The sequence below is a fragment of the Bradyrhizobium sp. USDA 4516 genome, assembly GCF_054055915.1.
Genome location: NZ_JBSRXT010000001.1, coordinates 1,715,797 through 1,730,466 on the forward strand (window position 1 = coordinate 1,715,797; position 14,670 = coordinate 1,730,466).

The 14,670-nt window shown below is 62.2% G+C and carries 14 protein-coding genes; 6 read left to right on the forward strand and 8 right to left on the reverse strand.

Annotated features, from left to right (window positions below):
* The first annotated feature begins 53 nt into the window (after nucleotides 1–53).
* Entirely contained in the window at nucleotides 54–1,148 is a 1,095-nt protein-coding gene (locus ACVI1L_RS08145; RefSeq protein WP_456782644.1) for a hypothetical protein, read from the forward strand.
* A 221-nt stretch (nucleotides 1,149–1,369) separates the two neighbouring features.
* A complete protein-coding gene (locus ACVI1L_RS08150; protein WP_456782645.1) occupies nucleotides 1,370–2,350 on the forward strand; it encodes an AraC family transcriptional regulator in 981 nt (326 codons plus the stop codon).
* Nucleotides 2,351–2,866: 516 nt separating this feature from the next.
* Here ACVI1L_RS08150 and ACVI1L_RS08155 read toward each other — a convergent pair.
* The 4 genes from ACVI1L_RS08155 to ACVI1L_RS08170 all read right to left on the reverse strand — a co-directional run bounded on the left by ACVI1L_RS08155 (nucleotide 2,867) and on the right by ACVI1L_RS08170 (nucleotide 6,213).
* The gene (locus tag ACVI1L_RS08155) at nucleotides 2,867–3,073 is read right to left on the reverse strand and encodes a hypothetical protein (RefSeq protein ID WP_456782646.1); all 207 of its coding nucleotides are present in this window, start codon (nucleotides 3,071–3,073) and stop codon (nucleotides 2,867–2,869) included.
* 133 nt (nucleotides 3,074–3,206) lie between these two features.
* A complete protein-coding gene (locus ACVI1L_RS08160; protein WP_456782647.1) occupies nucleotides 3,207–5,054 on the reverse strand; it encodes a DUF2326 domain-containing protein in 1,848 nt (615 codons plus the stop codon).
* Complete coding sequence (locus tag ACVI1L_RS08165) at nucleotides 5,051–5,296, reverse strand: ABC-three component system middle component 6 (protein WP_456782648.1); 246 nt, start codon at nucleotides 5,294–5,296, stop codon at nucleotides 5,051–5,053. The genes ACVI1L_RS08160 and ACVI1L_RS08165 overlap by 4 nt, the downstream gene beginning before the upstream one ends.
* Nucleotides 5,293–6,213, reverse strand: a complete 921-nt coding sequence (locus ACVI1L_RS08170) for an ABC-three component system protein (protein WP_456782649.1) — start codon at nucleotides 6,211–6,213, stop codon at nucleotides 5,293–5,295. The genes ACVI1L_RS08165 and ACVI1L_RS08170 overlap by 4 nt, the downstream gene beginning before the upstream one ends.
* A gap of 191 nt (nucleotides 6,214–6,404) precedes the next feature.
* On the opposite strand from ACVI1L_RS08170, the gene ACVI1L_RS08175 reads away from it, so the two are divergent.
* Nucleotides 6,405–7,154, forward strand: coding sequence for a hypothetical protein (locus ACVI1L_RS08175; protein WP_456782650.1), 750 nt, complete (start codon nucleotides 6,405–6,407; stop codon nucleotides 7,152–7,154).
* 131 nt (nucleotides 7,155–7,285) lie between these two features.
* Here ACVI1L_RS08175 and ACVI1L_RS08180 read toward each other — a convergent pair whose 3' ends face one another.
* Together ACVI1L_RS08180 and ACVI1L_RS08185 are read right to left on the reverse strand one after the other, a co-directional pair.
* Nucleotides 7,286–7,948 carry an SOS response-associated peptidase gene (locus tag ACVI1L_RS08180; protein ID WP_456782651.1) on the reverse strand — a complete coding sequence of 221 codons (663 nt, stop codon included), beginning with the start codon at nucleotides 7,946–7,948 and terminating at the stop codon, nucleotides 7,286–7,288.
* The gene (locus ACVI1L_RS08185) at nucleotides 7,949–8,443 is read right to left on the reverse strand and encodes a DUF2321 domain-containing protein (protein WP_456782652.1); all 495 of its coding nucleotides are present in this window, start codon (nucleotides 8,441–8,443) and stop codon (nucleotides 7,949–7,951) included. It lies immediately after the preceding gene.
* 861 nt (nucleotides 8,444–9,304) lie between these two features.
* On the opposite strand from ACVI1L_RS08185, the gene ACVI1L_RS08190 reads away from it, so the two are divergent.
* Both ACVI1L_RS08190 and pyk read left to right on the forward strand, forming a co-directional pair.
* The gene (locus tag ACVI1L_RS08190; RefSeq protein WP_038377731.1) at nucleotides 9,305–9,913 is read left to right on the forward strand and encodes a DUF1036 domain-containing protein; all 609 of its coding nucleotides are present in this window, start codon (nucleotides 9,305–9,307) and stop codon (nucleotides 9,911–9,913) included.
* A complete protein-coding gene (pyk, locus tag ACVI1L_RS08195; protein ID WP_076828028.1) occupies nucleotides 9,910–11,346 on the forward strand; it encodes a pyruvate kinase in 1,437 nt (478 codons plus the stop codon). Before ACVI1L_RS08190 ends, pyk begins: the two co-directional genes overlap by 4 nt.
* 77 nt (nucleotides 11,347–11,423) lie before the next feature.
* Here pyk and ACVI1L_RS08200 read toward each other — a convergent pair whose 3' ends face one another.
* Nucleotides 11,424–11,852, reverse strand: a complete 429-nt coding sequence (locus ACVI1L_RS08200; protein WP_016841620.1) for an OsmC family protein — start codon at nucleotides 11,850–11,852, stop codon at nucleotides 11,424–11,426.
* Between the two features lie 94 nt (nucleotides 11,853–11,946).
* On the reverse strand, nucleotides 11,947–12,621 hold the full coding sequence (locus tag ACVI1L_RS08205; RefSeq protein ID WP_026191806.1) for a TetR/AcrR family transcriptional regulator: 675 nt from the start codon (nucleotides 12,619–12,621) through the stop codon (nucleotides 11,947–11,949).
* Between the two features lie 397 nt (nucleotides 12,622–13,018).
* On the opposite strand from ACVI1L_RS08205, the gene ACVI1L_RS08210 reads away from it, so the two are divergent.
* On the forward strand, nucleotides 13,019–14,521 hold the full coding sequence (locus ACVI1L_RS08210) for a hypothetical protein (RefSeq protein WP_456782653.1): 1,503 nt from the start codon (nucleotides 13,019–13,021) through the stop codon (nucleotides 14,519–14,521).
* The last annotated feature ends 149 nt before the right edge of the window (nucleotides 14,522–14,670 follow it).

The following is a 14,670-nucleotide window of genomic DNA, read 5'->3' on the forward strand; positions in this document are numbered from 1 at the left end:
GCAAACGAAGCGGCGTATCGATCATGCCGTCGATCATCGAGTGAGGGTACGCCATGGCGCACAATCAGCACCAGATTTTTGGTTTCAGGAATGAGGCGCGCGCACCGTCGCCCGCTGGCAACGCCGGCAGCGCGCTCGGCGTGATGATGACGATCGGCTCCGGCGATGCGCTCGACGTTTTGCCGCCAGCAGCGCGCGAGCGGGTTGAGCAGATGAAGCTTCGCGCCGAAGAGTGCAGCGCGCTGTATCGTGAAAACTTCGCGAGCGAGCAAGCGGTGCGCGCCGATATTTTCGGGATCGAGGCTCGCATCGCCGAACTGCAACGGCCGCGCGGCGCAGGCGGCGCCGATCTCGATGACACCGACATTCGTGTGGTCACTGAGCAAAGGCGGCTGGACCAGAAGCGCGCCGATCTCGGCCGGTTGCTTGACGCGCAGGCGACGCGAACTGTGGAAAGCCAGCGCCTCGGCGAACTGCTTCGCAGCATCGAGACGGCGATTTCCGACAGGCCACGCGGGACTGTCGCGCAGATGGTCGAAGTCGGGATGCCGCCGTTCAAGGGAAATATCCTCGATGCGATTGAGGGCCGCCGCCGCAGGTTGCGCGAACTGCAAGCCGATTTGCAGCGGACGCGATGTTCGCCCTGGCCGTCGTCGCTCGCACGGCAAAAGATGCGCGCCGATATCGAAGCTCTGGCCGAAACCGGACGGCCAAACGCGAGCGCCGCCATTGAGCATAATTCATCGATCGGTTGGCCGACCGCGCAGCATCGCGTCGATGTTCACAACAGCCCCGGTGCCGTCGGCTTTGCCCAGATGCCCGACACGCTAGCCTTGTTCGCGTGGCTGCATCGTGATGCGCTGATCGCCGCGCTCGATCGCGAGATCGACGAGTGCGCCGACGATGACGAGGCATTGACGGCCGAGCAGCGCCGCGAGAGGGAGATCGAAATCGAGCGGGACATGCTGGCGACCGCGCGCGAAGAAGTCGCGTTGATCAATCTCGCGAAGAAGCAGGGCGTCCCCGCCGATCACCGGGTCGATTGCAGCCCGCTGGCGATCTTGCAAATCGAGTGGGTCACCGCGCCGCCGCCGGCCACCCGGGAGGGCGTTGGTGAAGCTGGTCTTGCTCGCACGATCGGGCCTTGAGCACGCAGTCGTTCGCATGGTCCGACGGCCGCGCGCACCGGCGGATGGGCTCCTATGCACCCATCCGCCGGGAGCACCACAAGCCGCTCACGATGTCCGCTGTGCCTCCGACAGCGGAATGTCGCGCAGCCGGCTTCCCCCTTTGTAAGCCATTTCACACAGTAGCGAAGCACCGCCCGATATGATTGCTTGAGGAGCTGCTCCCAAAACGGGAGGTCGAAATGCCAACGTCATCTCGCCTTTTGCGGTGGTCGACCGAGATGCTGCCGGAGCGCGCGCGCCTCTCGACGCTCCGTGAGGAGTTTGCGCGGCTGAACCTCGCCTTGGACGTGATAGACCACAGCGGTGGCCGCCCGCGTATCGACATCACCTACTTATCGCTCGGCGCGGTTGGCGTTTGTCGCCTTGTCACGACGCCGGTCGAGTTTATTCGTCACAAGCACCACCTCAAGGATAGCTGTGAACAATTTGGACTGAACCTCGTCGAGGCTGGACCGGTCCAATTTGCAAACGCTGGCCGAGAGTATACCCATGACGTCGGCTCCGCGTGTTTGGTCGATCGGGGAAGGCCGCTGCGAGTATTGGGACCGCGTGGCGGCAGCGTCACCTTCGTGACCGTGCAGGCTGCCGCCCTCAGGTCTCTTGTTGCCAACCCGGAAGACCTATCCGGTCGGCCAGTGCGTTCCGGACCGGCGCTGAGACTTCTCAACCGCTACCTGCGGTCGCTCGCATCCTTCAAAGAACCTCCGTCATCACAACTGGCCGCCACCGTCAGCGTACATCTCCTCGATCTTGTCGCTGCGACGCTCGGGCCGACCGACCAAGCAGCAGACATCGTTACGGAGCGCAGCGTGAAGGCAGCAAACCTACAGGCGATCCTGGCGGAGATCGCGAGACGCTACAGCGATCCCAATTTCGATCTGAATAAGGCCGTGGGGGCGATCGGCATGTCGCGGCGATACGTGCAGAAATTGCTCGACGAGGGGACCGGAAAGTCGTTCACCGAGCACCTTGCTGGATGCCGGCTTGAGCGTGCCTTCGCGATGCTGACTGACCCGCACCATCTGCATTCGGCCATCATCGATATCGCGTTTGCAGTGGGCTTTGGTGATCTTTCTAATTTCAATCGCTCGTTCCGCCGGCGCTTCGGCGAAACGCCCTCAGGTGTGCGCGCCGGATCGACCGTGCGGAGACAGAAGTGACTTGCGGCTCCTTGCACTGCGTATCGTGGGCCTTTCGCATGGCCGCCAAAAGCTGACATTTGCGCGCCCGGATCGGGCCTCGGCCCGGTAAGACGTTTGAATGAAAAGGCCGCCAACTCGGGCGGCCTCTTTATTTAGCGGGCCCCAGCACCCTTTGGGGGCCATGGGAGGCAGGCGCTGGGGCCATCTACCGGCCCGGGTGGAGCGGTCGGGCCAGGTTCGTTCGCTCAGATAAACACAGCGATTGCGACTATCGCGATCGGGGTCAGTCCGAACAGGACAATGCTCACACGAATGAAGACCTCGGCCATAGCACACCTCCACCCATGGGAACTGCGACAGCTTATGCCCGGAACTTTGCACGCTAAAAGTGCAGTTTGTGCCAACGGACCGGAGGCCGTAATCCTACGGGTATTCCAGCCTTCGCTACCCGCGCCGTAAATTGCAGCCCATGTGTTTTCCCGGCTGGCCGCTGTAGGAGACCGGGCCGGTGATTTACACCGCACCGGTGCCCATTTATGGCCGAAATCGTTGGAAGTCGGCCTCGCCCAGCGCCAGTTCGGCGAGGCTAGCCGCCTTCGCGCCATAGCCGGCGCCACCGTTCCGCCGGAGCACCGCCGCGCGCTCCTCGGCGCAATGCGACCGCAACATCTCGATGAAACGCCGCCGGTCAGGTCGCGAAAGCGCCCGCCATGATCGCCATACCAGTTCCAAATCGCTCATCGCGCTATCCTACGGAAGTCGCAACGATAACCCGGCGCAGCAAAATCGGAAAACTTTGTCCCCAAATACGCGGGAACCCGGCCGTGCCGCGTACCCGCTTTTCGAGGGCAGGCCCCAAAGTACCTTTGGCAATCTAGTCGTCGTCTGCGGATGAAAAACCAATTGCTGGTGGAGGTCGGTCGTCACTGATCGCTATGGGCCGATCCTGCGGATCGTCGGCAGTGGCAAATCTAAAGCCGAACAGGCAGCCGGTCGGGCTGTCATCCAGTTCCGGTTCAACGATGTACTTGGCAAACGAAACGCCTCCCTCGCGCTCAGCCTTCTCAAGGTCGTCGGAGTTCATCGTGACAATGTACTGACCACCGAGTTCCGCGACACGCTCTGATGCAATAAGCAGAGCCTTTGCGATCTGCCGACCATCGACGCCGTCGAAAATGTGGCTGTCGTGAATGAGAAAGCCCGGCCACGCTCCTCTGCGGGCGCAAAGGGTTGCAAGAGTGAGATCGAATGTGAAAATCTGAACCTGCTTGATGCCGTCGCTCGCGATTTCGGGCGCCTCAATCTTGAAGTTAAGTCCGTCCTTGTCCGCCACTATGTCAAAGATTGCGGGCTGATCGTATAGGCGCTGAGATATATCATCGAAAATAAGCGCCGCTTCCTCGACGGTAGGTCTTCGCTCGGTCACATCCTGTGAAATCCGACGCTCAGCCTCGGCCCGCTGGACCTTCAAATCGGATCGCATGGTGTCCAGCTTCTCAGCCAACTCCAACTGCCTTTGGGTTGCCTGAAATTCTGATCGAATGGACGCCAGTTGATTGTCCAATTTCCGATACTGCGCCAGCGCGCCGCCGCTGTTGATGGTTTCCAACAACTCGTTTCGACGCAGGCTCATATCGACAATGTGACGCTTCCGTTCCGCTAAGCGTCGCTGGGCGTCTTGCGCCTCTGCTTGGAGGTGATCACGTCGGTTTGAAACCACGGCCCTGTGAAATGCCTCGACCTCCTCGTATCGCTTTAGCATCTCGGAGCCGAGCACGACATTGGCTTCCTTATACAACGAGACGAGATCGGGGAGCGCCGGCGGTAGCTCTGACTGCATCGCAGCCTCTATGTCGCGCGCCAGTTCGTCATCTAACACGTTGGCGTTCGTCTGTTCGTCGATTGTCCGCTGCAACGTGTTGGCCTCAGCGACCAAGTCATCGTAGAGATCGACCACCTTGTATCCATTAAGCTGACCTTCAAGGCGGGACAGTTGGCGTTGCAATTTGCGGACGTTGATCCGCAAGCGAGCTGTGGAGGGTATTGCAACCGCCGAAAACTCACTCTTGAGCAGCTTCTCGAGTTGACCCTTTTGCCGATCGGCTTCCTTGATCCTGAATAATGCTAGCGGACCTTCTCTATCCAATCCAAAGAGGGTTGCGAGAGCAACCTGCCAAGCCACAGGGCGTTGCTGAATGAAATGACGACGCCAGTCGGCATAACCACTGACCCGTTGGCGCCGAGCAAAATAGGGAAAGCAGGCGCGGAAGCTTAGGAACTCCCCGCTACCAATGTTGGCCGCCGGCGGAAGTTTGAACATCGCGCGACCGAGGATGTCATTCCAGTCGTCGATGGCCGCAGAGACTTCGCCAGTTTCATCGTTAATCTCGGGGGCGCGAGGCCACGGCCGCGTATCGCCTTCTATGATAACGCGCTGCGACTTTTCTAATGAGCGCGTGATGGCGACTTTGGACCCGCCAATGTCGCAGATCATCTCAAACGCATCGGTCGAAAGTTCCGGTGCCGACAACGGCGAACCAGCTTCGCGATTTCCACCGAATAGGAAATGGATTATGTCGATAAGACTAGATTTTCCTGCTGCATTTCGCTTTGCGGTCGGGCCAGCCTGAGCCGAACGGCGGACAGAAACGATGTTCAATCCCTTACCGAACCGCAGGCGCTTAAATGTTGGCCTCGATGGGCTCCATATCTCGTGGATCATTTCGTCGATCTCTGAACGACGCCGTCGTGGAAATTGATGGCTCCCATCAAATATAGAAGATCGAGAGCCAGAACGAACCAGTCATAGGACATTGGGGCGCGGTTATCACGGAGCTCTCGCTTTAACCTGATCCGATCCCACAACGACGAAACTGTTCGAGGTTCGTCCAGCAACGCTAGAACGCGCGCGCCGACAGTCAACAACGCCCGATCCGACGGCAGATGCTTAGTGGGCAAAATCACGACGTGACCCGCATCGGAGGATTTTCAAAAATGTCGCAGCTGTGAAACATGTAGGCTATCAATCCAATGATTGCAGCGCGGCGAGGCTTTTCGGTGGCCAAGCCTCCGACTGCCTCAGCCAAGGCCCAAAAGATTTGATCCGCGTCATCACCGGCCGACGCCCTGGCCGCATATAACTTTTTGAACTTTTCGGCGAGCCTGTTTCCGACGGTGGAACGCGAGGTGCTTGCAAAGTAGTCGAAAAACTTGCGTTGAACGATGTAGCCGGTTCTCAGGATCAAGGCGACTTCCTCCGAGAACCGATTGTATGCAATTTTTTCAGTCGATGGCGGATCCGGTCGTTCGCCCCCGGGGTCGGGCTCTAACCCACCCAAACTTCCGATCAGTTCATCGATGTCACGATAGCTGATTGCGCGCAGGTCCTTGCCGGACAAACCATTCGGGAAAAGCAACATCAGACGCTCAGTCGGCAGCGCCATGATCAATTGGAGCAGATGTTCAGGCCCCATAACATCGATTGAGATGCGCGATACCCGGCGCCGAAGCTTCAAGATGAGTTCGTGCGCTTCCGTAGGCAACTGCTCGTGGTCATTGTGTACGAGCGTCCACTTCCTGATCGGCGTAGTCTGACGGTGGCGAAGTGCCCCAAAGTAGTCTTCCCTGATCTTAGAACACAGCGGCCGTGGCATCATCTGTCGCGGCGCGTAGCATTGGAAAACCGTCTCGTTCGAGGGCCGGTAACCATCGCATTTCTTGTCACCCACGCTACCTTGCGGGCGCCGACCTTCAAAATCGGGGCTCCAACTGTGATGGGCCACCTCAACGAAGAAGTCTTGGAAGGCCGTACCTTGGCGCTTTAGCAGTTCATTTCGAGCTAGGGCCGCGTAGAACTTGAATTCGAAATGGTCAATTGTCATCGGCGTTCGTGGCAGGGAAAATTAGCTGCGGCTGAGGCAAACCAGCACTTCTACCACAGGCTGCGTGCCTCTGACAGCGGGACTAAAGGCTATCCAGCCCCGCCCGACCTATCCACAGGACTTTGCGCCCGGTCGGTTTTCTCCTGATGCGATCTGGCGTGTATCAGTCCCCATCAGCCCCAGAGTGTCCAATGCGTGAGCCACAACGCGATTTTCTCTCAATTTCTATGTTAATCCTCGCCTGCGTCTTGGCGGCGTGGACTGGCGTCGCCGGCCCGGTCTTCGCCGACAGGTTTTGGGTGGGGTTGGAGAAATGGCAAACCCTCTTGGCTGCTCTCCTGGCTCTTGCCGCAGCCTATTTTGCAGCCGCACCTGTTTATCGACAGTTGCGTGAACAGCGACGTCAGTCGGCAGCAGCCGCAGTCACAATGATCGTGAGGTCCGCCGAAGCATTAGAAGCCGAACGTGATCGCGTTAAACTGGCGCGCGACGGTCTCTACCGTCTGCCGAGCCTTCTGTTCGAGTATGACAATGGATCGCTACATGACATTTATGCCTCTTGGCCGAATGCAGCGTTCGAGCAAATTGAGATTTGCGATGCGGCGCTGCGTGACATGCAGCGATACAGCAATCGTCATCCAGAGCCGTCGTCGACGCAGCAAGCTCGACTTGACGCGATCGCTGCGCTGCAATCGGTGCGATCCAGCGTCGCCGACTTGGTTACAATCATGCGTCAGAACACATCAGGATTGGCCTACGAGGACGGAGAGGTAGACATACCCGAAGATGAGCACGACCAGCGCCGAAGTTTGATGGACGCAAATTTTGGCAAGTGGGGCGGTGCCGTCACTCACCTTGATGAATTGTTATCGAGCGAAATTGCCGATATTTGGCGCAGAATACGCCAACTGGAACGGATCGCTATTGGGGTTGCACGGTGAGGGCGCGACACCGCAGCAGGCGACACGTATCGTCCTAATTATCATGGATGAGATCGGAAAGAAGAAAGTACTGCTGACAAACTGATTGCGCGGCCCTCAAGCTGCCAAGCTGAAAGTCCATTGATCTGACCCTATGCGGTAGCCGTATCCTCTTTGTTGGCGCCGCGCATTACGACCCTTAGCGCGTCGTCGGGCAACGGCCGCTGCAAGGCTTTCGCCTCGTCCCACGGCGCTCGCATCCAAACGTCGCGCTCTTCATCGGTGGTCAGGATCACCGGCATAGCCTTCGGATGGATCGGCTCGACGATCGCATTCGCCGTCGTCGTCAGGAAGCCATAGACCAGATGCGGCCCCGGGATCGGTTTGGACTTCGTCCCGCGATCGCCCTTAAACGCGGTCCAGATGCCCGCGAAGGCGAACAGCGGCCGGTCCTCGTTCAGCGCGAACCAGACCACATCCTTTTTCTTGGTCTCCGGGTTCGGCTCGGGCGCGTACTCGGCGAAGCTGTTGGCCGGGACCAAACACCTGTTCTCTGGCTTGAGCCAGCCGCGCCAGTGCGGTGACGATGTGTTGCGGATGTTGGTCACAGGCGGGCCGCCGGTGCGCGGTGGTGGCGGCATACCCCATCGCATCAGCACCATCTCGCTCCCAGCGTCCGCGTTTCGGGCAACCGGCGCAGGGTAATCGGGAAAGACACCCGTCATCGGCGCAAGATTGCCGACGTAGCGATTGACCACGCGAAACAAGTTGCGGATCGCCTCTTGGTTGGTGGTGACGCTGTATAGATTGCACATTCAGAGGCCCAGCATCTTCTTCACAGTCGCCGAACCAATGTCGCTAATGATCTTGATTGCAACATCGTAAGCGGATTTGCCCAGCTTCGACAGCATGCCTTTGAGACGTTCGGCAGCCATTGCCGTGAATTTCGTTTCCGCTACCACGTTGCTAACTACTGCCGGCACCGCCGCCTTGTCCGAACTGTCTAGCGGCTCTTCCAACAAGCGTATGAGCGTCTTCATTTCGGTTTCGCGATGAGCGCTCTCGGGCGTGTCCGGAGGAGCGTCGTGAAAGGCCATGACCTTGGAAACCAAGCGAAACAGTTCGGCAGCAGCCACCGGATCGTACGGCCTTTCTCGAAGGGCCAAACACGCGCGCCGAAGGGCGTCGATCTCGTTGCCATAGGGGATCGGATAGTCAGGTGCCGAGTAGCGGTGGACACCCTCCGCCAGCGCTTCTGCTGCCTCCGCTGTCGCTTGCAGAAAATCAAAGCATGCGTCACTAAGTGCCATCTCGGCTGCTCTTTTGCTGTTGGGCGTGATCAGCGCTTATTCCATCCGGCCGAGAATGGCACCCCTTGGCCCGTCATGTCATGCCAGTTCGGCACGATGTTCACCGCGCCCGCAGCGCCGCATTCCTTGCAGACGAGGCACCAGCCGACCCGCGACCATGGCCAGTCCTGCGGTAGGGCGTCGAGCCGGACATCGACCAAGCGGCTGCACCCGTGGCACTGGATGTTGCAGGTAACATGGCCGTCTGCGAGCCATTGAGCGGGGCTGCCCGGCGGGTAGCGACCTGACCATTTCGTGTAACGGCGGGGTGGCATGCCGCGATCAAAGCGCCGCGATCGGCGGCTAGCAAATTATCAATCCCTCGCGGGTCGCAGCGGCGCGAGCCTACCGTTGGTGGTCGGTTTTTGTGGGCCTGCCGCTTTTTCCGGCCCGCCCTGGCCCGCCCCTTTTCCATCCGCGGCGGCTATCCCCGGTCGCGGGTCCCGGCCCGATCCGCTGTGAGCGTCACTGAGCGCGGGTAAATCAGCGAGCCGGTCTCTCGGCCGGGCCGGCGCCGGGATCGCACGAAAAGGCGATTTACCGGGGCGCCTAGCGGCTACGCACAGAAAAGCCGCCCGGGGCGGGGCGGCCTCCTGACCGGCGGGACAATCAAGCAGCAGCCCGCCAGCGGCCCAAGGACACAATATCGCTATGATGTTTTTGGCAATCGGGAATTGTCACAGATTTTGCCATATCGGCGCGCAAAACGGACCGGTCCGGCCACCCCGGCCATGGTCCGACAGCGTCGCAGACGGGCGCCCGCCCGTTGACAGTGCCGGCCGGGCACGCGAAATCGTCCATGATTTGATATAGCTTCGCTGCATGAGCCCAACAGATTCCCTTGCCTCAGCTCCCCGCAATATCCGTCTGACGTTGGCCGGCCTCCTGCCGGTGCTGGCGCTGGTCGCGGCCTGCCTGTGGACGAGCCCGGCGGCGGCCGATTTCCGGCTCTGCAACAACACCTCGAGCCGCGTCGGCATCGCGCTCGGCTACAAGGACGCCGAGGGCTGGACCACCGAGGGCTGGTGGAATGTGTCGTCGCGCACCTGCGAGACCTTGCTGCGCGGCAACCTTGTGGCGCGCTACTACTACATCTACGCTCTCGACTATGATCGCGGCGGCGAATGGTCCGGCCAGGCCTTCATGTGCTCGCGCGACAAGGAATTCACCATCAAGGGCACCGAAAATTGCCTGGCGCGCGGGTTCGACCGCACCGGCTTCTTCGAGGTCGACACCGGCGAGCAGCGTGCATGGACCGTCCAGCTGACCGAAGCCAACGAACAACAGCCGCAGAAAGTACCGGGAATGCCGGGCGGCGTGGGTCCAGGAAGTCCCGGGGCGATGCCGGGCCTGCCCAACCCGCCGCCGGGCGCAGCGCCGCCGGGCGCGTCTGGTCTGCCGCCAGCCGCACCACCCGGAAACAAACCATGAGACGACTGCGTCGAATCAAGATCCTCGCAACGCTCGGCCCGGCCTCCTCAGACAGCGCGATGATCCGCAAGCTGTTCGAGGCGGGCGCCGACGTCTTCCGCATCAACATGAGCCATACCCCGCATGACAAGATGCGGGAGCTGGTCAAGACCATCCGCAATGTCGAATCGAGCTACGGCCGGCCGATCGGCATCCTGGTCGACCTGCAAGGGCCGAAGCTGCGGCTTGGCTCGTTCGCGGAAGGCGCGACCCAGCTCAAGAACGGCCAGAGCTTCATTCTGGATTCCGACAAGACGCCGGGCGACAACAGCCGCGTCCAGCTTCCGCATCCGGAGATCCTCGCGGCGCTCCGCCCGGGCCATGCGCTGTTGCTCGACGACGGCAAGGTGCGGCTGATCGCCGAGGAAACCTCGCCCGAGCGCGCGGTCACGCGCGTCGTGATCGGCGGCAAGATGTCGGACCGCAAGGGCGTCAGCCTGCCCGATACCGATCTGCCGGTGTCGGCGATGACCGCAAAGGACCGCGCCGACCTGGAAGCCGCGCTGCCGGAGGGGATCGACTGGGTCGCGCTGTCCTTCGTGCAGCGCGCCGAGGACGTGATCGAGGCCAAGAAGATGATCCGCGGCCGCGCCGCCGTGATGGCCAAGATCGAGAAGCCGCAGGCGATCGACCGCCTTGCCGACATCATCGAAGCGTCGGACGCGCTGATGGTGGCGCGCGGCGATCTCGGCGTCGAACTGCCGCTGGAACGGGTACCGAGCCTGCAGAAGCAGATGATCCGGATGGCGCGCCGCGCCGGCAGGCCGGTGGTGGTCGCAACCCAGATGCTGGAATCGATGATCCAGGCGCCGGTGCCGACGCGCGCCGAAGTCTCCGACGTCGCCACCGCCGTCTACGAAGGCGCCGACGCCATCATGCTGTCGGCGGAATCCGCCGCCGGCAAATTCCCGGTGGAGGCAGTCTCCACCATGAACCGCATCGGCGAGGAGGTCGAGCGCGACCCGACCTATCGCAACGTGATCAACGCGCAGCGCGTCGATCCCGAAGCGACGGTGGGTGACGCCATTGCCGACGCCGCGCGGCAGATCGCCGAGACGCTCGACCTGTCGGCGATCATCTGCTGGACGTCATCAGGCTCGACCGCGATCCGGGTGGCGCGCGAGCGGCCTAAGGTGCCGGTGGTCGCGATCACGCCGAACCTCGTCACCGGCCGCAAGCTGTCGGTGGTGTGGGGCGTCCATTGCGTGGTCGCCGAGGACGCCCACGATCTCGACGACATGGTCGACCGCGCCGGCTCGATTGCGTTCCGCGACGGTTTTGCCAAGGCCGGCCAGCGCGTCATCATCGTCGCCGGCGTGCCGCTCCGCGCCCCCGGCACCACCAACATGCTGCGTATCGCCTCGGTCGGCCCGAAGGGCGACGCGCAGCTCTAGATTCCTGTTTGGCGCGTTTTCTTCACGCGTACCGGTGCCTATTTCGCTCGAAAACGCTCTAACCCGCCGCGCCGCGATCAGCCCTGCAATGACGCGTCGAGCGTGATCTTGGTGTTGAGCAGCTTCGACACCGGACATCCGGCCTTCGCCTTGCCGGCCAGTTCCTGGAACGTCGCGTTGTCGGCGCCCGGGATCTTCGCCGACAGCGTCAGATGCACCGCGGTGATGGCGAAGCCGTCGGCAACCTTCTCCAGGGTCACATCGGCCTTGGTCTCCATATGCTCCGCCGTGAGCTTGGCTTCTCCCAGGATCAACGACAGCGCCATCGTGAAGCAGGCGGCATGCGCCGCGCCGATCAGCTCCTCCGGGTTCGAACCCGGTTTGCCCTCGAAACGGCTGGCGAAGCCGTAGGGGTAATCCGAGAGCGCGCCGCTCTTGGTCGAGATCGCGCCCTTGCCGTCCTTGATGCCGCCCTGCCATTTGGCCGAGCCATGGGTTGTCGTCATGGGTTGCTCCGTGAGATTGGTTGAACCCAGCCCGCAAAACTACAACGCCAATGCGACAGAAGTGTTCTTCGCGCGCTTTGGCCTCATCCTGGACTCAGGCGCCGACCAGCGCCTTCGCCGGAGTCGTCGCCTGCACCACGAGGCCACGCGCGCGTGCGTCCATCACGCCGACCGCGCGCAGCGCTAGCAGCGTCACGGTCTGCACCGCGTCACGCAGCTTGATCGGATCGTCGAGATTGGCCGGCGCCAGCGGGCCGACCAGCGCTTCGTGCAGCGCGCCGAGCAAGGCGGTGGCGGCCAGCGCCGTGTCCTGCGCCGGCAGGTGCCCGGCGCGCACCGCGGCATCGATGCGCATGGCAAGCTCGCCGGAAATATCGCGGCGGCTGGCGAGGCGCGAGGCGGTGACGTCGACGTCGACCGGCTCGGCCAAAATGCCCCAGGCGAGCTTGCGCTGCGACAGCACGTGGACCGCGATCGTCGTCACCGCGGCGGCAAGCGCCGATGACGGCCCCGGCGCGGCATCGGCGGCACGCCGGATCGCCGTGAGCTCGTCGCGCGAGACTTCCGTGATCAATTCCGAGATCAGCTCGGCCTTCGACGGGAAATAGCGGTAGACTGTTCCCGCCGCGACATTGGCCCGCACCGCGACGGGTGCGATCTGGACCGCCGCCATGCCGCCCGCCGCCGCCGCGTCCCGCGCAGCCGACAGGATGGCGCTGCGCCGCGCGGCCAGCCGTTTCACGACCTGATGAGTTCGCCGGTAAACCATGGCGTTCCGTCCCCCCGCCGTGCGCCCCGGCCGGCGCCCACCGGCAGAACACACGAGTCTTCAACGTTTTGAGCGATTGATCCCGCAATCGCCTGAAGAAGTGAACAACTATTCAGACTGGTTGACAAGCTGGAATTGTAAGGATTTTTTTGCAACCTCTGGTACCACCTCTGATTGAGCCGGCGGTGCTTCGGGCCTCTCCCCGACCGGTTCAGGGCCGCGATGGTAAATCGCCGGCTAAGGTGATCGCTCGAAATCGAGACATCTGATCTTGCGCACACTCGCGATATCGCCGCGGCATTTACCCGAATTTATCGGAAGCCGTGGTCGAGTGCGCGCCAGCATCACGCGTGGCGTTGGCTCTGGATGCCCCCGGCCGAAACAAGCAAGAAAGCGCATGTCACTCTCCATCACCAGCAGCGTGAGCAGCCGTAGCGCGGCGCGAGGACTGGTGCCGCTGTGCGCCGCCGTGGGCGCCTATCTGTTTTATCTCTCGGCCGGCGAAATCCTGCTGCGCGATTCCGACACGATGTGGCAGATCCGGGTCGGACAGTGGATCCTCGAACACGGCGCGATGCCGACATCGGACGTGTTCTCGTTCACCCGTTTCGGCGAGCCCTGGATCTCGAGCTCGTGGCTGTCGCAGGTGGTGTACGCGCTCGTATACGGCGGCGATTGGGCCGGACCGGTGATCCTGTCGTCGATGGCGATCGGCGCGACGGTCGCGATCTTCCTGCATCTGTTGAGCCCGTATTTCGATCCGGCGCGCGCGCTTCTGATCGCGGCGCTGGCGCTGCTGTTGTCGACGATCCACTTTCTGGCGCGGCCGCATGTGCTGGCGCTGCCGGTGTTGCTGGCGTTCATCGGCGGCCTGCTCGCGGCCGCGGATCGCCGCACCTCACCGTCATGGTGGCTGCTGCCGCTGATGACGCTGTGGGCCAATCTGCATGGCGGCTTCGTTCTCGGGCTGGCGCTGATCGGACCGATCGGACTGGAGGCGGTGTGGAACGCGGAGCCCGGCCGCCGCCGCCAGCTTGTCGTGCGATGGGGCCTGTTCGGCCTCGCCGCGCTGGCCGCGAGCTGCCTGACGCCCTATGGCTGGAACAGCCTGCTGGGCGCGACCAAGATCCTCAGCCTCGGCAAATTGCTGACGCTGATCGGGGAATGGAAGCCGGCGGATTTCAGCAAGCCCAGCTTCTTCGAAGCCACGCTGCTCGGCCTGATCGGCCTGATCTGCTATCGCAGGCTGACGCTGTCGGTGCCGCGGATCCTGCTGCTGCTCGGGCTGATCTGGATGGCGCTGAGCCATGTCCGCAACATCGAGGTATTCGCGTTCATCGCTCCGCTGGTGCTCGCCAAGCCGATCGCCGAGCAATGGGGAACGGCAGGCGCCACCGCCGCCCGCTTCGAAGAAGCGCGCGCATTTCCCGTCGTCACGATCCTGGCTGTGATCGCGATGGTGATCGGCGCGTGGGTGACGACGGCGATGTTCGTCGCGCAGCATCAGTTCAAATTCCTCCCGATGTTCTCGCCCGTTGCCGCGGTCGACGTGCTGCAGCAGCACAAGGCGCAACGCGTGTTCAGCACCGCGCCGTTCGGCGGCTACATGGTCAGCCGCGACATGAAGGTGTTCATCGACGGCCGCGCCGAGCTCTATGGCGAGCAATTCGTGCTCGACTATTACGATGCGCTCGACGCCCGCGACGTCGGCCGGCTGCTGGGCCTGCTCGACAAATACCGGATCGATGCCACGCTGCTGAGCTCGGACTCGCCCGCCGGCAACGCGCTGGATCACCTGAAGGGCTGGAAGCGGCTGTACAAGGACGACATCGCCGTGATCCATGTGCGCTCGGACGAGACGAAGGCCGGCGCGGCGGCGGCGGGTCAGAGCACGAACTAACCGACGCCGCACAAGTCCAAAATCGCATCGTCGTCCCGTCATCCTGAGGTGCGAGCCTTGCGGCGCAATTGCGCCGCCGGGCGAGCCTCGAAGGATGAATCGGCCACCAGTCGGGCCGTCGATCCTTCGAGACGCCGCTGCGCGGCTCC